Annotated in this window: 14 protein-coding genes; 7 read left to right on the plus strand and 7 right to left on the minus strand. The window is 66.8% G+C overall.

What is annotated here, in order from left to right:
- From AC1DYX_RS14330 to AC1DYX_RS14340, 3 genes are all read right to left on the minus strand, one after another.
- On the minus strand, window positions 1-2,160 hold a 2,160-nt coding region (locus tag AC1DYX_RS14330), incomplete at its 3' end, for a general stress protein (protein WP_477259842.1).
- Window positions 2,161-2,393: 233 nt separating this feature from the next.
- A complete protein-coding gene (locus AC1DYX_RS14335; protein WP_477259844.1) occupies window positions 2,394-2,651 on the minus strand; it encodes a hypothetical protein in 258 nt (85 codons plus the stop codon).
- A 26-nt stretch (window positions 2,652-2,677) separates the two neighbouring features.
- Entirely contained in the window at window positions 2,678-3,553 is an 876-nt protein-coding gene (locus tag AC1DYX_RS14340) for a DNA/RNA non-specific endonuclease (RefSeq protein ID WP_477259846.1), read from the minus strand.
- A gap of 175 nt (window positions 3,554-3,728) precedes the next feature.
- Between AC1DYX_RS14340 and AC1DYX_RS14345 the strand changes: the two genes are divergently transcribed.
- Genes AC1DYX_RS14345 through AC1DYX_RS14355 form a run of 3 tightly spaced genes read left to right on the plus strand, consistent with a single transcriptional unit; the run spans window position 3,729 to window position 4,686 of the window.
- Window positions 3,729-4,121 carry a hypothetical protein gene (locus tag AC1DYX_RS14345; protein ID WP_477259849.1) on the plus strand — a complete coding sequence of 131 codons (393 nt, stop codon included), beginning with the start codon at window positions 3,729-3,731 and terminating at the stop codon, window positions 4,119-4,121.
- Window positions 4,121-4,378 (plus strand): DUF5985 family protein, encoded by a 258-nt coding sequence (locus tag AC1DYX_RS14350; protein ID WP_477259851.1) that lies wholly within the window; start codon window positions 4,121-4,123, stop codon window positions 4,376-4,378. The genes AC1DYX_RS14345 and AC1DYX_RS14350 overlap by 1 nt, the downstream gene beginning before the upstream one ends.
- Window positions 4,375-4,686 (plus strand): DUF5985 family protein, encoded by a 312-nt coding sequence (locus AC1DYX_RS14355; protein WP_477259853.1) that lies wholly within the window; start codon window positions 4,375-4,377, stop codon window positions 4,684-4,686. The genes AC1DYX_RS14350 and AC1DYX_RS14355 overlap by 4 nt, the downstream gene beginning before the upstream one ends.
- Window positions 4,687-4,765: 79 nt before the next feature.
- On the opposite strand, the gene AC1DYX_RS14360 is transcribed toward AC1DYX_RS14355, so the two are convergent.
- Entirely contained in the window at window positions 4,766-5,599 is an 834-nt protein-coding gene (locus AC1DYX_RS14360; protein ID WP_477259855.1) for a phytanoyl-CoA dioxygenase family protein, read from the minus strand.
- Between the two features lie 244 nt (window positions 5,600-5,843).
- Between AC1DYX_RS14360 and AC1DYX_RS14365 the strand changes: the two genes are divergently transcribed.
- Window positions 5,844-8,201, plus strand: a complete 2,358-nt coding sequence (locus AC1DYX_RS14365; protein WP_477259857.1) for an ATP-binding protein — start codon at window positions 5,844-5,846, stop codon at window positions 8,199-8,201.
- Window positions 8,202-8,220: 19 nt separating this feature from the next.
- On the opposite strand, the gene AC1DYX_RS14370 is transcribed toward AC1DYX_RS14365, so the two are convergent.
- The gene (locus tag AC1DYX_RS14370; RefSeq protein WP_477259859.1) at window positions 8,221-12,249 is read right to left on the minus strand and encodes a PAS domain S-box protein; all 4,029 of its coding nucleotides are present in this window, start codon (window positions 12,247-12,249) and stop codon (window positions 8,221-8,223) included.
- A 170-nt stretch (window positions 12,250-12,419) separates the two neighbouring features.
- Here AC1DYX_RS14370 and AC1DYX_RS14375 point away from each other — a divergent pair, with 170 nt between their 5' ends.
- The 3 genes from AC1DYX_RS14375 to glf all read left to right on the plus strand — a co-directional run bounded on the left by AC1DYX_RS14375 (window position 12,420) and on the right by glf (window position 15,487).
- Window positions 12,420-13,502 (plus strand): mechanosensitive ion channel family protein, encoded by a 1,083-nt coding sequence (locus AC1DYX_RS14375; protein WP_477259861.1) that lies wholly within the window; start codon window positions 12,420-12,422, stop codon window positions 13,500-13,502.
- Between the two features lie 137 nt (window positions 13,503-13,639).
- The gene (locus tag AC1DYX_RS14380) at window positions 13,640-13,984 is read left to right on the plus strand and encodes a KGG domain-containing protein (protein ID WP_477259863.1); all 345 of its coding nucleotides are present in this window, start codon (window positions 13,640-13,642) and stop codon (window positions 13,982-13,984) included.
- A gap of 348 nt (window positions 13,985-14,332) precedes the next feature.
- A complete protein-coding gene (gene glf / locus AC1DYX_RS14385) occupies window positions 14,333-15,487 on the plus strand; it encodes a UDP-galactopyranose mutase (RefSeq protein ID WP_477259865.1) in 1,155 nt (384 codons plus the stop codon).
- Here glf and AC1DYX_RS14390 read toward each other — a convergent pair whose 3' ends face one another.
- Together AC1DYX_RS14390 and AC1DYX_RS14395 are read right to left on the minus strand one after the other, a co-directional pair.
- The gene (locus tag AC1DYX_RS14390) at window positions 15,488-17,653 is read right to left on the minus strand and encodes an alpha-L-rhamnosidase-related protein (protein WP_477259867.1); all 2,166 of its coding nucleotides are present in this window, start codon (window positions 17,651-17,653) and stop codon (window positions 15,488-15,490) included.
- Between the two features lie 163 nt (window positions 17,654-17,816).
- Window positions 17,817-18,768 (minus strand): glycosyltransferase (locus AC1DYX_RS14395; protein ID WP_477259869.1); only part of this gene is annotated, 952 nt, incomplete at its 5' end.

Genomic DNA, 18,768 nt, shown 5'->3' on the forward strand with positions numbered 1-18,768 from the left:
GTCCGCGCCGTCCGCGCCGTAGCGCGCATCCCAGTCCGCATGCAGGGCGTCCTCGACTTTGGACCAGTCGCTGTTGCGGTAGCGGGCGTCGTTGCGCATCGCTGCGCCGTAGCGGTACGCTGGCGCCATTTCGTCATAGCTTCCGTCGCTCGATGCGTAGGTGTTCGACCAATGCGTGCGGTAATGGCTGTCGGCGTCCGTGGTGTCGCCCGTCATCTTTTCCCAGCCGTGCCGGACGGCCGCCTTGATGCGCTCCCAGGCCGAGCGTTCATCGTGCGCGCCATACCGGCTGTGCCAGTCGTTCTTGAGGTCGGTCTCCGCATCATCCCAGTGGCGGCCACGGTAGGTGTCGCTCTTGCGCATCTCGTTGCCGTAGCGGTAGGCCGGCGCCACGTCATCATAGCCCGTGCCGTCGCTGGCGTAGTTCGACTCGTAGTGGGTGTGGTAATACGTCGAGTCGTCCACCGTGTCCGGCGTGATCTTGTTCCAGCCATGGCGCACGGCGTCCTTGAACTTGTCCCAGGTGGAGTGTCCGCTCGTATAGCGCGATTCCCAGTCGGACCTCAGCTCGGACTCCGCGTCGTCCCAGTGGCGGCTGCGGTATTGCTGCAGGCGGCGCGCTTCGTCGCCGTAGCGGTACGCCGGCAGGTAGTCGTCATACGTTTCGTTCGCGTTCGAATACCTGGCGTTCCAGTGCGTGCGGTAGTAGCTGTCGTCGTCGATGTCCGGCGTGATCTTGTCCCAGCCGCGGCGCACGGCGGCCTTGAACTTGTCCCACGTCGACGCGCCCGGATGGCGTGCTTCCCAGTCGCTCTTCAGGTCGGATTCGACCTCGTCCCAGGAGCGGTCGCGATACCTGGCGCTGGTGCGCATCTCGGTGCCGTAGTGGTAGGCCGGCGCGTAGTCGTCATAGCTGCCGCCCAGGCTCGAGTAACGATCATTCCAGTCCGAGCGGTACCAGTCGTCCGCGTCCGGAGTGATGCGATCCCAGCCATGGCGTATGGCTGCCTTGAATTTCTCCCAGGTGGATTCGCCCGGGTGGCGCGTCTCCCAGTCGCTGCGCAGCGACTTCTCGATGTCGCTCCAGTCGCGGTCGCGGTATTTCTCGTCGCGGCGCATCTCGTTGCCGTAGCGGTAGGCCGGCGCGTAGTCATCGTAGGTGCCGCCCAGGCTCGAGTAGTTCTCGTCCCAGTGGCTGCGATAGTCATCGTCGACCATGCTCCCGATGCCGGCGTCGCGCGAGAACACGCGCACCTTGCCGCGCGAACCCGGGTCGCGCTGCTGCGAGCCCGACTGGTTCGTATCGCGCTGCAGCGATCCGGACTGGTTCCCCATCCTGGCCGAGCCGCCCAGCGACACGTCGTCCGAACCGGGGATCGACGCCGTGCCCTGCAAGGTACTGCCACTCTGGCTCAGCGCGCCGCTCTGCGAACCGCCCAGCGTCGACTGGCGCGACGTACCGGTGGCCGGATTCTGCGACGAGCTCTGGGTGCCGCTGAGCGTATTGCCGCCCAGGTTGCTGTCCAGCGAGCCGCCCGACTGCATCGGCGCGCCCAGCGGTTCCTGGTACGTATTGTCCTTCGGGACCGGATCATTCATGTTCTGTGTCCCGAAGAAATTGCGGTCTTCGTCGGCCGAGCGTTGCAGCGAGCCGGCCTGCGTGCCCTGCTGCGACCCCGTCGCTGCCGACCCCGGGCCGGTACCGGCGGATTGCGCGGACATCGAACCGGATTGCTGCAGGCCGGACGACGCCATGCGCGCGCCGGCCGCGCCGCCCGCCCACTGGTCATGGTTCTCGTCGATGTCCACGGGGCCGAAGCGCTCGATGATGTCGGCCGCGCGCTCGACTTCCGGTTCCGAATCCGTTGTCAGGGTCAGCACATGGTGCCCGCGCGTGACGGCGTCCGAATACCTGGCCGCGTGTTCGTTCGAGTCGGACCCGAACAGGCTCGTGAAGAAGTGCTTGATCGAGGCGCCGAAGCCTTCCTCGTGCGCGCCCGTGAGCAGTTCGTTGTCGCCGGTGACGCTGTCCGTCTGGCCCGTCGGATCGGCGCTGGAAAGGCTCGCATCGGTGCGCGAGAAGCCCGATGCCAGCAATTCATCGAGCGCGTTCTGGGCATCGCTCCGGTTATCGAAGACAGCTACTAGGGTATGTCGCATGATGTTTCCTCCGATGTCATCTGGTGAACGCCGGCTTGTCCGAAGCGCGCCACGCTGACCTGCTCGCCGCCGAGCATGACACGAGCTTGCAGCTTTCCGCGTGGAGATCCTCGCGCCGGCTCATGGTGTCGTTCGCGTCATGGACGCTGGAGAAATCCAGAGTACTCCAAAGCTGCCGCGTTGCGCGCACCATTGACCCAGTACAACTCATGCGTGCGTACCGATCAGCGCGCTCAGCCGAACGGGTTGGATACCGTCTGCACGTCCGGTGGCGGCAGGCGGTCCGGCAGGTCCTTCGCTTCCAGGCCCGCGACGATCCGCCCCAGCAGGTCGTGCAGGAGGCGCGCCCTGGCCAGGCCGTCCTTGTCGGCCGTCAGGTCGACGTCGCCGGAGATCGTGATCCGGTCGAGCCGGTTCTCCAGCATCAGGTTGCCGACCTCGACGACGTCGGCTTCGTTTTCGTACGGTGCAAATGTGGGCTTGCTGCTCATGGTGTCTTCCTTGGCGGCGATGGAAATCAGTGGCGTTTGTTGCGGCGCGACGGCTTGTCGCGGATCTCCGGCACGGCCAGGACGCGCTCCTTGTCCGCATCGGGCAGCGCCGGCAGCAGGTTGATGCCGATGATGCGTTCGAGTTCCGGGATCGGGATCACGTTCGGCTTCGCGTCCGGCGTGTTTTCCACGAACCAGGCGGCGCCGGCGCGCTGGCGCGGGCTGTACACCAGTTTATACAAGTGGGTCGGCACGAGCACGTTGCCGACCTTGCGCAGGTCCGAGCCGAGGAATGCCGGGCCCGTCACGACGTACAGGTCGCCTTCGCGCTTGGCCATCTTGCGCACGGCCCCTTCGATGCCGGCCCACAGGTTGCGGTTGTTCTCGCCGTCCTGCGGGACGATGTTGGCGAGGCTGAAGCTGTCGCGCTGGCTGTCCCGGTCCGGCATGTCGCCGTTCGGCGCCATGTGGCCGCGGTCGTAGCCGCTGCGCGCGTAGTCGGACAGTTCCGCCCGCTGGTTCGGCGGCAGCCGGGACTCCGAATGGAAAGAATTCTCGCGCGACAATTCCTGCGCCGCCGCAATATTCTCCGCCTGCAGGTGCTCCGCCGACCATAGCGGGGTGCGCGTGAGACCCGAATGCAGGACGCTGAATACGTTGAAGCACAGTTCTTCCGTCGCCTTGTCGAGTTTCGGATTGGTGATGCGCGGCGCCTGGCCGTCGACGAAATGGTCGCTGCACGATTGCGGTTGCGGTGCGGCCCCGCCACGGTGGTCGCCGCGGTCGGCGACGCCGGCTTCGGCATGGGGCCGGGACGGTGCGTGCCCGGCCTCGCGCTGGCACGCGCCGAGTGACAACAGAAAGGCCAGTACGAGCGCAGGCGCGAATAACTTCTCGAACATGATGTTTTGTTAAGATCAAAGATTGTGTCATTTTAGCCGACACGCGCTTGAACTTCGTCATGGTTTTCCATGTTGCATACCCGCGCACGTTTGAATGTTCGCTGCATTTCCGAAGGGAATGATATAGAATCGCCGTTTCAAAAAGCCAAGTACATTTGTCCAAACATTGACGGCGATGGATAAGCCCTCCATACCCGAGGACCTCCGGCGCTTCGTGCTGACCAGCGTCCCCTCGGTTCCCTTCCTGGAAGCGTTACTGCTGATGCGCGCCGACCCGGCCCAGGCGTGGCGCCGCGATACGCTGGCGCGGCGCCTGTACGTCCGTGAAAAAATGGCGGAAGGCCTGCTGGCCGACCTGTGCACGGCCGGCATCGCCGTGCATTGCCGGGACGCAGGCGCCGAAAGCTACCGCTACGCCCCGGCGGACGCCGGCCTGCGCGAGCGTATCGACCGCCTGGCTGACGCGTACGCGACCCACCTGGTCGAAGTCACGCACCTGATCCATTCTTCCCTCGACCGCAAGGCGCAGCAGTTTGCGGACGCCTTCAAATGGCGAAAGGATAGCTGATGGCAATTACCATTTTCGTGCTGTGTGCACTCACGTCCTTGGCCTGTGCGTGGCTGCTGCTGGGCAGTTACCGACGCACCCGGCACCGTTTGCTGTTCTGGAGCGGCGCCTCGTTCGTGGCGATGACCGTCAACAACGTGTTCCTCGTCCTGGACAAGGTCGTTTTCCCCGATGTTGACCTGTTGCCCGTGCGTCAGGTGTCGGCCCTCGTGGCCGTGCTCCTCCTGTTGTACGGCCTGATCTACGAAAAAGAATGAAGTGGAACGACATGAGCGACCTGATCGCCGGCGCCATCGCCATGGCCTCCTTCGTCATCGCGCTGTTCTTCCTGCGCTTCTGGCGCGGCACGCGCGACCGATTCTTCCTGTACTTCGCCCTGTCGTTCGGGATCGAGGGCGTGCACCGGATCGTGTCCGCGCTCACGTATGACGATACCGAGGACACTCCGCTGCACTACCTCGTACGCCTGCTGGCCTATGGCCTGATCCTGTGGGCGATCCTGGAAAAGAACCTGCCCGCGCGCGGCGCCCGACGCAGCGAGGTCAGCCGCGGCGACGGCGAGTAGCGTGCGCCCTGCCGGATGTGCTCAAGGACAGTGCGCCCGAGGATGACGGCAACGACGGCAGCGGCGGCAAGGCCGGGCGCTAGCCCATCACGCCCATGCGCAGGCCCTCGATCGTGTGGACCTGCTCGATGTGTTCCAGCGCCGGTACGATGCGGCAGCGCAGGTGGTCGCGCACGGCCGCCGGCAACGCATCCCAGTAGGCCTGCGTCACCTGCAGGTCGTGTTTCTCGGCGTTGCGGCCGTCCGGAGCGTCGACGCCCAGCACCAGCACCGGACGCGACACCTGGCTGCGGTTCGCCGTCCCGCGGTGGATCGTCAGCGCCGAGCGGGCCGAGATGTCACCCACCTGCGGCAGCTTGCGCTGCGCACGCGCCTCGTAGCGCGGATACAGCGATTTATCCGGAAACATCGGATCGCCGCCCGCCAGGTCATCCCATTGCGTGCCCGGGGCGATCTCGAACGGGCCGATTTCCTCCGTTACGTCGACCGTCGTGAGGTTGAAGGCGAGCGAATTCAGGCGGCGGCCGACGAGCGTTTCCGGCGGCGCCGGGAAATCGCGGTGCCACGGCTGGTGCATCGCGCCCGGGAACGGGATGTCGAAGCCGACTTCCACGATCTTGTAGTCCGGCCCGAGCACGGCGCGGCACACGGCGACCACCCACGGATGCGTCGCCAGGTCGACGAAGCCGCGCAGCCGTTCCGGGTGCACCTCGACATAATAGCGGCAGGGGCCGCGCTCGAGGGCGCCGTTGGGGCGGGCGCGCGCCTCGGCGAACAGGGTTTCGATGTCTTCCTTCACTYGCGCCACCCAGTCGGCGCTGAAGGCGCCCTTGCAGGCGATGATGCCGTCGCCGTACAGGCCGCCCATGATGGCGCCCACGTCGACACCGGCGCTCTCGTTCGATGCTTCCATGGTGTTCTCCTTGCGTCACTTCTGCGGCGCCATCGTACCGGCGAAACGCGGCACATGGCGCCCGGCTGCCGGTCGCAATCGTGCCGGGCCGTAGTTGACAGCCGGGCCCACACCTCCTACAGTCGCAGCACGATGATCACGACTTTCCGTGCATGCAAGCCGCGCTGACGACCGTCCTGCTGGCGCTCCGCTGCGCGCGGCGCCTTTGGCCCGCGCGGTCCCGTGCCGTATGCGGAGGATCCCCATGAGAGACCGCCACCCGGGACGGGTCCTGTTCCTGTGCGACCGCCCGGTCTCCGATCCCGCCGTCGGCGCCGTCGCCGCCGAACTCGGCTACGGTCTCGTGCACGCCCGCACGCTGGACGAGGCCCTCGATCATGCCCGCCGGCCCCGCGGCCAGACCAACTTCGCGCTCGTCCTGGCCGGCTATTCCGGCAACCCCGACGTACTGTTCGACAGCGTGCGCCGCCTGCGCGCCGCTCTGCCGCAGACGCCCGTCATCGCGCACGGCATCCCGCCTGCGCCGCCGTTCTCGCTGGACGCGCTGTACGATGCCGGCGCGCTCGCCGTCCTGCACGACCCTGTCTCGGTGCCGATCCTGAAGGCCAAGGCGCGCTTCTTCCTGCAGGCGCATGCCACCGCCGCCGAACGGCGCCGCGCCGAAGCCGCGCTGGAAGACACCCGGGCACGCCTCGAGGCGATCATCGCCGCGGCCGAGGTCGCCGTCTGGTCGATGGACGTCGCGAGCGGCCAGGTCGCCGCCGACGCGCGCCTGATCGACATGTTCGGCCTGCGTCCCGAGGATGCGCACGGCATTTCCGTCAGCGCGTACTTCGACGCGATCCATCCGGACGACGTGCGGCCGACGCAGGCCCTGCTCGCCGGGGCAATCGACAGCGGCGAGCCCTACGAGGCGACCTTCCGCGTGCGCGCGCCCGACGGTGCCTGGCGCTGGGTACTGGCGCGCGGCCAGCTCGACCGCGCCGCCGGCGGCCCGCGGGGCCTGATGCGCGGCGTCGTGATCGATGCGTCGCTGCAKAAGCAGGCCGAGGAGCAGTTGCAGGCCAGCGAAGAGCGCTACCGCACGCTGTTCGAGGCCATCGACGAAGCCGTGTGCGTGATCGAGATGCTGTACGACAGCGCCGGCGCCCCGTGCGATTACCGTTTCCTCGAGGTGAATCCCGCCTTCGTCAAGGTGACGGGGTTCCAGGACGCCGTGGGACATACCATGCGTTCGCTGGTGACGGCGCACGCGGCGCGCTGGCTCGACGCGCTGGGCCGGGTCGCGGCCACCGGCGAGCCCGTGCACTTCATCGACGAGGTCGAGCGGCTGGCGCGCTGGTTCGACGTCTATGCCGCGCGCGTGGGGCCGGCCAACAGCCGCAAGGTCGTCGTGCTGTTCACGGACATCACGGAACGCCGCCGCACGGAACTGGAACTGCGCCGCCTGGCCGACGACCTGGCCGAGCAGGATCGCCGCAAGACGGAATTCCTCGCCACGCTGGCGCACGAGCTGCGCAATCCGCTCGCACCGATCCGCAGCGGCCTGCAGCTGATGCGCCGCACCCGCTCCGACCCGGCGGCCATCGCCCGCGTGCAGGACATCATGGACCGCCAGCTCGACCATCTCGTGCACCTCGTCGACGACCTGCTGGACGTGGCCCGCATCACGCGCGGCCAGGTCGACCTGAAGTGCGACTATATTCCGCTCGCCGACGTGCTGCACGCGGCCGTCGAGACGAGCCTGCCGCTGATCGAGACGTCCCGTCACCGCCTCGACGTGCGCCTGCCGTCCGAATCGCTGACCCTGTACGCGGACGCGACCCGCATCACCCAGGTCGTCAGCAACCTGCTGAACAATGCGGCGAAATATACCCCGCGCGGCGGCCACATCGTGCTGGCGGCCGAGCGCGACGGCGACCAGGCGTTGATCGCCGTGTCGGACAACGGCATCGGCATCCCGTCCGAGTCGCTGGAAGACGTCTTCCGGATGTTCACCCAGGTTGCGCATGCCGCCCACCACACGCCCGGCGGACTCGGGATCGGCTTGTCGCTCGTGCGCAGCCTCGTGGAACTGCATGGCGGGACGATCCACGCGGCCAGCGCCGGCACCGGCATGGGCAGCGTGTTCACCCTGCGGCTGCCGCTGGCCGAGCGGCGCGCGCCGCTTCTTGCGACGCCGGGCGCGTCCGCAAAGGCGGCGGACACGTCGCCGCTGCGCCTGCTCGTCGTGGACGACAATCGCGACGCCGCCGACACGCTGGCCGCGCTGCTGTCCGTGATGGGCCATGACGTCGCCGTCGCGCACGACGGCTACCAGGCGCTGCGCATGCTCGACGGCCTGCAGCCGCAGGCCGTGTTTCTCGACATCGGCATGCCCGGACTGTCCGGGTATGAAGTGGCCGACATCGTGCGGCGCGAGCGGCGCCACGACGGCGTCATGCTCGTGGCCCTGACGGGCTGGGGCGGCGCGGACGACCGCGCGCGCACGGCGCAGGCCGGGTTCGACGCGCACCTGACCAAGCCGGCGACCGTGGCCGCCATCGAGGGCGTGCTGTGCGACGTGCACGCGCGTACGACGCCGTCACCAGCCGACGGCTAGCAGGATACGTCGGGTACCTTCATGGCAGCGTCCGCGCGGCGGCGGCCAGCGCCTGTTCCAGCGCTTCGAGGCTGACGGGTTTGGTGAGATGCTGGTCGAAGCCCGCCTCGTGCGACTGTTCCTGGTCGCTCTGCGCGCCCCAGCCGGTCAGCGCGATGAGGACCACCTGGCCGAAGCCCTGGTGGCGCCGGATCGCGCGTGCGACCTCGTAGCCGCTCATGCCGGGCAGCCCGATGTCGAGCAGGATCAGGTCCGGGCGCGCTTCCAGCGCCGTCCGCAGGCCCTGCGGACCATCGCGCGCGACCCACGTCGCGTGGCCCAGCGCATCCAGCAGCGCGACGAGGCTGTCGGCCGCGTCGGCGTTGTCGTCGACGACCAGCACCCGCAGCGGTGCCGGCGGGTGCGTCCCGGCGTTGGTGTCGTCCCCGCCCGGACGGGCGTGCGGCGAACCGGGATGCAGCGGCAGGCGCACGGTGAAGGTGCTGCCCTGACCGCGGCCGGCGGAGTAGGCGCTGACGCGGCCGCCGTGCAGCTCGACGAGGCGGCGCACGAGCGACAGGCCGATGCCGAGGCCGCCCTGGGCCCGGTCCAGGCTGCCGCGCACCTGGGTAAACATCTCGAACACGGCGCCGATGGCTTCCGGCGGGATGCCGATGCCGGTGTCCGACACGGCGACGACGGCATATCCATCCTCGCGCCAGGCCGCCAGGGTGACGCGGCCGCCGGCCGGCGTGTACTTGGCCGCGTTGTTCAGCAGGTTCGACAGCACCTGCACGATGCGCGTGACGTCCGCGTCCAGCGGCAGCGGTTGGTCCGGCAGGTCGACCTCGAGCCGGTGGCCGTGGCCTTCCATCAGCGCGGCGCTCGTTTCCAGCGCCATGTGCACGAGCGCCTTCAGGTCGACGGCTTCCTTCTTGAGTTCGATCTTGCCGCGCGTGATGCGGGCGATGTCGAGCAGGTCGTCCACGAGGTGGATCAGGTGCCCCAGCTGGCGGTCCATCATGGCGTGCACGCGTCCCGCCGCTTCCGGCTCGCGCGGTGCCATCCGCAGCAAGTCGAGCCCGGTGCGGATCGGTGCCAGCGGATTGCGCAGCTCGTGCGCGAGCGTGGCGAGGAACTCGCTCTTGCGGTGGTCCGCCTCGGACAGGTCGGCCGCGATGCGCCGCAGCTCGCCCTCGGCGCGCTTTTGCGCCGTGATGTCGCGCGTGATGGTGGCGAGGCCGATGTTGTTGCCGTCGGCGTCGCGCACGGCGAAACCCTTGAAGTAGACGGGCAGCGGCGCGCGGCCGTCGGGCTGGGCCAGGCGCAGCTCGCCTTCCCACGCGGCAGGGTCGCCGGTCAGCGCCGCCATCACGTGGTCGCACACGAACGGCCGGTCCTCGCGCGGGAAGAAATCGAGCATGCGCCACGCCGCGATGTTGGTGCTGTCGTCCAGTCCGGCCATGCGCCGGCCCGCCGGGTTCAGGTAGATGCCGCCGGCGTCTGGCGTGAAGATGCCGATGAAGTCCGACGATTGTTCGGCCACGGCGGCCAGCCGGCGGATGCCCTCTTCCGCGCGCCGGCGGTCCGTCTCGTCGCGGAAGTACAGGGCGAGGCCCCCGCCGCTCGCGTCCGGCCCGTCCGTCGGGAATGAATTGATCTCGAACCAGCGGCCCTGGTCGGGATCGAACGCCTCGATGCGGCTGCGGGTGCGCTCCAGGGCCGTCCGGCGCAGCGCGCCTTCCTGCAGGCTGCCGCGCAGCCGGGCGAACAGGTCCCAGAACTGCGCGCCGACCAGTTCGTCGCGGCGGCGCTGGGTGACCGCTTCGGCGGCACCGTTCGCATACGTGATGCGCCATGCCGGGTCGAGCGCGATGAACCCCTCGCTCATGCTTTCCAGGATCGCGCGCGAGCGTTGCTCGGCCGCCTGCCGTTCGGCGGCCTCGTGGCGCTGGCCGATGACGAGGGACGCCGTGTTCGCGAGCAGCGCCAGCGCCGCTTCTTCCGGCGGGCTGGGCACGCGCCGTTCCCGGTAATACAACGTGAACGTACCCAGTACGGCGCCGGACGGCGCCAGGATCGGCAGCGCGCGTGCCGCAGCGAGGCCGTGCGTACGCGCCAGCTCGCGTTGATGCTGCCAGAGCGGGTCCGTGGCGATGTCCGCACAGGAGACCGGCTCGCCGCGCCACGCCGCGCTGGCGGCCGTCCCGGCGACGGGACCGATGGGGATGGCGTCGATGGCATGCTGGAAGGCGGGCGCCAGCGACGGCGCCGCCGCGTGGCGCAGATGGGCGCCAGGCCCCGCCAGCTGTACGGACGCGAGCGCCGCGCCGCCGCTGTAATCCTCGGCCGTGCGCGCCAGCACGTCCAGCACGTCGCCGAGCGGCGCGTCCGTGACGGCCAGTTCGAGGGCGCTGCGCTGGCCGATGGCCAGCAGATTCGCACGTGTGCGCTCGGTGACGTCGACGCCGTGCAGTAGCACGCCCGCGATGGCGCCGTCCGGGGCGCGCAGCGCCATGCAAACGAAGTCGAGAAAGTGCTCTTCGCTGCCAGCCTGCGGGCGCTGCAGCAGCAGGCGCACGTTATGACCTTCGACCGCTTCGCCGCTGCGGTAGACCCGGTCCAGCACGTCGATGAAGCCCTGCCCGTCCAGCTCCGGCAGCGCGGCGCGCACGGACAGGCCGGCCAGCGGGCGGTCGCCGGCCAGGTCGAGGTAGCGCTGGTTGGCCATGTCGATCACGTGGTCCGCTCCGCTCATCACGCACATGATGGCGGGCGCGCGATGGAAGATGTCGCGCATGCGTTCGCTGGCCGCCTGCAGTTCGCGCAGCAGGCGTTCGCGCTCGGCCTCGGCCTGGCGCCGGGCCGTGATGTCGGTGAACGTGAGGACGGCACCGGCCGTGCGGCCCTGGATCACCATCGGGTAGACGGAATAAGCGACGGGCAGCGCGCTGCCGTCGCGGCGCCGGAACAGGTCGTCGTCCACGCGCAGCACGGTGCCGGCGCGCGCCGCGGCCGCGATCGGGCAGGCGGCCGGGCCGTGGCCGTCGTGCGCGCCGTCGTGGATCAGCTCATGGATAGGCCTGCCCTCCGGCGCCAGCGCCTCGTAGCCGAGCAGCGCGGCACCCGCCGGGTTCAGGAACGTGCACCGGCCTTCCTGGTCGAGCCCGAAGATGCCCTCGCCCGACGACGCCAGCAGCAGCGAGAAGCGGTCGCGGCTCTCGCCCAGCTGCTGCTCGCTGCGGGCCAGGCGTTCGGCCGCCAGCTGTTCCCGGGTCGCATCGCGGATGATCTTGGCGAAACCCACGTGCGTGCCGGCCTCGTCGCGCAGCGGCACCATCACACCCTCGGCGAAGAAGCGCGTGCCGTCGCGCCGCACATGCCAGCGGCGGTCTTCCGCCCGTCCCTGTTCGAGGGCGCGCCGCGACTCCTGGTCGGGCACGCCCGCCGCGCGGTCTTCTTCCGTGAACAAGAGGTCGGCGCGGCGGCCGCGTACGGCGTCCGCTTTCCAGCCGGTGATCGCGCCAGCACCGCCCTCCCATTCGGTGACGATGCGGTCGACGTCCGTGCCGATGAAGGCATAGTCGTGGATATTGTCGAGGATCAGGCGCAGGCGCGCGTCGCGCGAACGCAGCTGCGCGCGGTGGCGCTCTTCCTCGATGCGCGCCAGTTCCGCGTTCTTGCGGTACAGGTCGATGAAGACGGCGACCTTGGCACGCAGCACGACGGGATTGAACGGCTTGGTAAGGTAATCGACCGCGCCCAGCGCATACGCGCGCTCGAGCGGGAACTCGGCGGCATCGCCGGCGGTCAGGAAGATGATGGGCAGGCTGTGCGTTCGCGGGTGCTCGCGGATCAGTTCGGCCAGCTCGAAACCATTCATCGTCGGCATGCGCACGTCCAGCAGCACGACGGCGAAATCGTGGGCCAGGACTTCGCGCAGCGCGGCTTCCCCCGACGTCACGGCCACGAGGGCCTGCCCCAGGTCCGCCAGGATGGCTTCAAGCACCGCCAGGTTGGCGGGCTGGTCGTCCACGAGGAGGATCTTGGTGGTCTGGTCGGATGCCATCAGGTTCTGGCGCAAGAATTGATGTAATTAAGGCAATGTATTCCGCGCCCTTCTGAAAGTCAATTGTGCGCGGCGTGATCCCGGCCGCCCCCAAACTGGCCCCTTGTTTTTGACGGAACTGGAGTATGCCGATGACGTTGCCGTACGTGTCCCAGGCAGGACATTTTTCTTTGCTCAACAATTCGCTCGAAGACTGGGCCGTCGCGCTGGCCGTGGGCCTGGCCGCGACCGTGGCAATGGTGTTCGTGCGCGCCTTCGTGTTGCGCCGCGTGGAAGCGATGTCGCGGCGGACCCGGACGCGCATCGACGACTTCGTCCTGACGATGCTGTCCCGCACCTATCTGCTGTTCATCGTCGTGTTCGGCCTGTACTTCGCCAGCACCTTGCTGGAACTGTCGGTGAGGCAGGACCGCTTCGTCACGCGTATCGCCATCGCGTCGCTGCTGCTGCAGGCCGCCGTGTGGGGGGACACAGGCCTGCGCGCCTGGCGCGACCAGTTCAGCGTCGGCCCCGTGGACGGCGAACGGCGCCAGTCCAGCAGCGTGCTGTGCTTCATCTCGCGGCTGCTGCTGTGGGTCGTCGTCACCCTGATGATCCTGGACAACTTCGGGATCAACATCACCACGCTCGTGGCCAGCCTGGGCATCGGCGGCGTCGCGGTCGCGCTGGCGACGCAGAACATTCTCGGCGACCTGTTCGCCTCCCTGTCGATCATGCTGGACAAGCCGTTCGAGGTCGGCGACTTCATCATCGTCGGCGACGTGCTCGGTTCCGTCGAGCATATCGGGCTGAAGACGACCCGCGTACGCGGGCTCGGCGGCGAACAGGTGGTATTCTCGAACGGCGAGCTGCTGAAGAGCCGCATTCACAACCACAAGCGCATGCAGACGCGGCGCGTGGCCTTCGTGCTGCGCGTGGCCTATGGCACACGGGAGGAATTGCTGGCGCGCATCCCGGATCTCATCCGCGACATCATCGCCAGCAAGCAGAACATCGATTTCGAGCGCGCGCATTTCTTCAGCTGGGGTCAATGGTCGCTGGACTTCGAGGTCGTGTACCACTACCGCAGCCCGGACTACATCCGGCACATGGATGCGCAGCAAGCCATCTTCCTCGACATCTACCGCCGCTTCCAGCAGGAAGGCATCGAGTTCGCGCAGCCGTTGTCGATCGTGCGCCTGGCCGACCCCAGGCAGGTGGAGCTGTTTCGCCGCAACGATCCCGTGCCGCCTGCCGGTCCGTCCTTTCATTAGGTGTTGCCTCGAATTTGGCGGACTTGTCCTACAGGCATGCCTCAAGGAGTCCTATTCAGTCAGCATATCGTGCGGCTTACCATGGTTTTCACCTCTTCCCGATCGGGAGCCGATGAACCAACTCAAGGAGAACGATCATGGCATCGAACAACCAGCAAGGTGGTAACAAGGGCAGCAACCAGAGCGGCGATACCAGCAACCGCGGTTTCGCATCGATGGATCCGCAAAAGCAGCGTGAAATCGCTTCGGAAGGCGGCAAGGCTGCGCACGCTTCGGGCAATGCCCACGAGTTCACCTCGGAAGAAGCACGCCGCGCCGGCTCGCAGAGCCACAAGAACGACGGCAATACCCAGAGCGGCGGCAGCGGCAGCCAGCAGAGCGGCGGCGGTAGCCAGCAGACCGGCGGCGGCACCCGCGGCGGCACGCCCGAGCAGCATGCCAAGGCCGGCTCGCAAAGCCACAAGAATGACAACAAGCGTTGATGTCTGACCTTGCCCGGCTTGCCCGGGCAGTGGTTGTACTTCGAACCGCTGGCTACGGCCGGCGGTTTTTCTGTTTGCGTGACGCGTTCGACAAAATCCCCTTCATTTGTGGATGTGCCCGGTACGTCCAATTGTGCGGGGTAAAACGAATGAAGGATGATATATTTTTGGCACTATATTTCGAATTCCAATCGTTCGGTAACCACAAGTCAATATTGGTCCGGATTGGGATGTGCATTGTGAACATAGTCATCCATCCGCTCTGATAAAAGCACGCATGCGAGGGCACGGAGCCCGCGCGGCTTCTCGTCGCGACGGCAGAGATAACCATTAACTCAGGATAAGCGAATGAAAAAGAATATTGCCATTGTCGGTGCTGGATTTTCCGGAGCTGTCATCGCCAACCAACTGGCCCAGGCGGGCTATAACGTCGAAATCTTCGAATCGCGCGACCATATCGCGGGCAATTGCCATTCGGAGCGCGACGAGGAAACCGGCGTGATGGTCCACGTCTACGGACCGCATATTTTCCATACCGATAACGAACGGGCCTGGGAATTCATCAACCGTTACGGCACGTTCAAGCCGTATGTGAACCGCGTGAAGGCGATCACGAACAATCGCGTGTTCACCCTGCCGATCAACCTGCTGACGATCAACCAGTTCTTCGGCAAGACCTTCCGCCCGGCCGAAGCCCAGGCTTTCATCCAGTCGCTGGGCGACAAGTCGATCGAGAATCCGGCCACGTTCGAGGAACAGGCGCTGCGCTTCGTGGGCCGCGAACTGTACGAGGCGTTCTTCAAGACTTATACGATGAAGCAGTGGGGCTTGCATCCGAGCGAGCTGCCGGCCAGTATCCTGAAACGCCTGCCCGTGCGCTTCAATTACGACGACAATTACTTCAACCACAAATACCAGGGCATGCCGGCCGACGGCTATACGGCGATCGTGGAAAACATGCTGAAGGTGCCGGGCATTGCCGTGCATTTGAGCACGCCATTCGATCCGGCCGCCAGGACCGATTACGACCATGTGTTCTACAGCGGCCCGATCGATGCCTGGTTCAAGCATGTGGAAGGCCGCCTGCCCTATCGCACGCTGGATTTCGAAGTGTTCCGCGACACCGGCGATTACCAGGGCAATGCCGTCATCAATTACTGCGACGATTCGAAATCCTATACGCGGATTACGGAACACAAGCATTTCTCGCCGTGGGAACAGCACGAGCGCACGATCTGCTATATGGAATACAGCCGCCAGTGCGAGGAAGACGATACGCCGTATTACCCGATCCGCCAGGCGCGCGAAAAGGCGCAGCTGGAAAAATACGTGAACCTGGCGCGCAACGAGACCAATGTTTCTTTCGTGGGCCGGCTGGGCACGTACCGCTACCTCGACATGGACGTCACTATCCACGAGGCGCTGCTCACCGCCGACAAGTTCCTCGAGGCGGCGCGCGAAAAGGTCCGGATGCCCGCATTCGCGATCGATCCGCTGGCCTGATCAGCGTACCGGGTCGCGCTCGACCGGGTCGCGCAATACCGGGTCGCGCTCGACGACATAGCTTTTACCCGGTGCCAGCGCCAGCTCGTACCGGTGTTCGCCGATCGGCACAATCGTGCCCGAGTCGCTGCGGGGCGCCGTCGCGCTCGTGAAGCGCAGCACGCCCTGTCCCGCGGCGGCCGTCACGCGGATGCGCGCCCCGTCGGCATGCACGGCGACGTCGCCCTGCGGCGTCGGCACTTTCCCTTCGATCCATTGCAGGCCGCCGAGGTTCGGTTCGACCACATACGTCGCATAGCCGGGCGCCGTCGGCTGCACGCCGAGGTAATACTTGCCGAGCAGGTAAAGCGGGCTGGCGCCCCAGGCATGGCACAGGCTCTTGCCGAATGGCTTGCCGTACATCGCATAGCGCGCGGCGCCCGTCTCGGCCGGATCGTACTGCTCCCAGAAGCAGGTGGCGCCGGCACGCAGCATGCCGCCCCAGTAATCCTTGATCTGGCCGGTGACATAGGCCTGTTGCCCGCTTTCGGCCAGCGCCGCCAGTTCGTAGAACCGCATGTACGGCGTCGTGATCTTCGGCACGGCATCGTTCGCCAGGACATTGCGCCGCACGGCGGCCGCCTGCGCGTCGTCGAGATAGCCGAACATCAGGGCGAACATGTTCGGGTGGCGCGTGACGAGCGGGTTCGGCTTCCCATCCTTGCGCCCGTGGATGAATACCTGCCGTTGCGGGTCCCAGAACGCCGCCATGATCTTCGTTTTCAGGTCCGTGGCGAGCTGGCGGTAGCTTGCGGCCTTCGCGTCGTCGTGCGCGAGCGTCGCGCAGTCGGCCATCGCTTCCAGGCTGCGCGCGAACAGCAGCTGGATCACGGCCAGTTCGCCATCCTTGGGCATGTCGGCCCAGTCCACGAACACCCAGTCGCCCGGCCGGCCTTCCAGCATGCCGTTGGCGTTGCGCCGTCCCAGCACGAAATCCATCAGCGTCACCATGCGCGGGTAGATGCTCTTCACGAACGCATCGTCGCCCGTGTACTGGACATAGTCGCGAATGCCGATGAACCAGTACAGCGAATAGTCGAGGATCGTGTTGATGTGCATGTCCACAGGATCGGCGCCACGCAGCGCCCACGTGGTGCGCTTGACCGCGTCGCTGTCGAAGAGCGTGTAGTAGTTCATCAGATAGGCCTGCACGGCGTCGCCGGACCAGACCCAGTGGTCGCGCTTGACGCCGTCGATGAAGAATTCGCGCGTGTTCAGTTCCAGCGAGCGTTGCGCCACGTCCCAGATCCGGTTCAGTTCGTCGTCCGAGCTGCGGAACGTGCCGCGGTGCGCGACCGGCAGGTATTCGTACAGAAGTGTCACGTCGTCGAAGCKCAGGCCGGCGTCGGCCACGACGTTCACGTAGCGCAGCGCGCGCGACGTGGGCGCGACGTAGTCGCCTCGGTGGTTGGCGATCGTGGCCGTGTCCAGCGTCTCGCCGGTTGTCGTCGCCAGCGCCTCCTCGCGCGATTCGCCGTAATGGAACGTCAGGCGGCCGCTGCCCCTGAGGTTCGCGAGCCGGACGAAGCCCGTCGTCTCGCGGCCGAAGTCGACGAGGACCGAGCGTCCGTCGCGCTGCACGGCCGTCGGCTCGACCTTCCGGGTCGCAAGCCGGAAGCGGGACGGCGGGACGTCCGGCGCGTCGAAGTTCCAGTGCGCGGCATGGACAGGGCTGCCTTCCGTCCACGCACCCGGGCGCGGACCGACCCTCCACGAGGCATCGGACCGGACCGTCCTGCCCTGCACGAGCACGGCCGGCGGCGACGCCGCGTTGTAGACCTGGAGATTGATGCTGTGCTTGCCGGCCGGCAGCCGGATGTGGCGCTGGTCGCCGTGGACGAACACGCCGTCGATGCTGACGTTATAGGTGCCTTCGGCCGTGACCGCGACGTCTTCCGGTTCGGCCAGGTTCACTTCGCGCGCAAAATTGACTTGCGGCTGGTGGCTGTAGAGGCGCCAGAACGGCGGCCAGGCGACATCGCGTTCGACGCGCTGCACCTGCATCCGGTTGCTCAGCCAGATTTCGAAATCGCCCGGGTACCAGATCCACGTGGCGCCGCCTTGTGCTCCGGCGGCGCCGCAGACGAGCGCCAGCAGGAGTCCCATGAAGAATGAATGAAGTCGCATCGGCGCATTGTAGTCAAGGCAGTCATGGGTATTTACCGGTCGCAAAAATAATCAACAGCCTGAGCGATTTCTTTAATGGTTTGCGTGACGGATCACGTAAACAAAAAAACCGCCCCGCGCGGGTAGCGCGAGACGGGTTTGCGTCTCACCGTGCCGGGTTGGGTCAGCCGGCCTTCGCCAGGCCATCCTTCGGCGCCGACCGCGCGGCCAGTGCCGCGATCGGCAACGGGTTGACGTTTTCCGCGTTGACGACGGCGTCGAAGTCGGTTTCCTCCGCGCGGGCGATGAAGCGCCGGGCCTTGTTGCTGGGCGCCGTCGTCTCGATCAGGTGATGCATCTTCGACGCGGTCAGGTCCCAGGACGTGCCGGCGACGATGGCGCGCATGCGCTCCACCAGTGCCGTCTTCTGGTCTGCGTTCATCGCCAGCATGCGGTCGCAGGCCGCGATGAATTTCTCCGGGGTGTCGGCGATGGCGACGACGTCGCCGTACGGCACCTTCACGTCCGTGATCGGCGTGCTGACGGACGGCAGTTCCGCCGCCATGTATTCCAGCACCTTAGTCGGGCTGATGAACCTGGTCGAATCGTTCAGCGCGAACGGCAGCAGGCAGACGTCCCAGCCGGCCAGGAACTGCGGCAGCTGCTCGTACGTGCGCTGGCCCATGTAGTGGATATTGGTCGCGCGCGGCAGGTTGGCCGGGTCGATCTTCACGACGGGGCCGACGAGCACGATCTGCCAGTCCGGACGGGCCTCGGCGACCTGGCTGATGAGGTCGGTGTCGAAACGTTCGTCGATCACGCCATAGAAACCCAGGCGCGGCCTGGCCAGGTGTTCCTGTTCCGGATGGCTGGCGCTGCGGTCCAGCGCTTTCCGGAAGTGCTTCGCGTCGACGCTGCTCGAGAAGCAGTGCGCATTCGCGTGGCGTTCGCGCTTCGACTGGTACAGGCTCGGGCCGCCCGTGAACACGAGGTCGGCAATGTTCAACAGCGCGCTTTCGCGCTGCAGCAGTTGTTTCGGCGCGTTCTTGAATGCAGCCAGTTCGTCCATGCAATCGTAGACGACGAGTGCCGGGTCGAAGCCTTGCAGCAGCGGCAGGGCCATCGGCGTGTAGAAC

The sequence above is a fragment of the Massilia sp. P2_C2 genome (assembly GCF_056404615.1).

Bases quoted from the DNA above. Each gene is read 5' to 3' on its own strand.
- AC1DYX_RS14335 (WP_477259844.1), bottom strand. From the start codon at position 2,651: ATGAGCAGCAAGCCCACATTTGCACCGTACGAAAACGAAGCCGACGTC.
- AC1DYX_RS14340 (WP_477259846.1), bottom strand. From the start codon at position 3,553: ATGTTCGAGAAGTTATTCGCGCCTGCGCTCGTACTGGCCTTTCTGTTG.
- AC1DYX_RS14345 (WP_477259849.1), top strand. From the start codon at position 3,729: ATGGATAAGCCCTCCATACCCGAGGACCTCCGGCGCTTCGTGCTGACC.
- AC1DYX_RS14350 (WP_477259851.1), top strand. From the start codon at position 4,121: ATGGCAATTACCATTTTCGTGCTGTGTGCACTCACGTCCTTGGCCTGT.
- AC1DYX_RS14355 (WP_477259853.1), top strand. From the start codon at position 4,375: ATGAAGTGGAACGACATGAGCGACCTGATCGCCGGCGCCATCGCCATG.
- AC1DYX_RS14370 (WP_477259859.1), bottom strand. From the start codon at position 12,249: ATGGCATCCGACCAGACCACCAAGATCCTCCTCGTGGACGACCAGCCC.
- AC1DYX_RS14380 (WP_477259863.1), top strand. From the start codon at position 13,640: ATGGCATCGAACAACCAGCAAGGTGGTAACAAGGGCAGCAACCAGAGC.
- glf (WP_477259865.1), top strand. From the start codon at position 14,333: ATGAAAAAGAATATTGCCATTGTCGGTGCTGGATTTTCCGGAGCTGTC.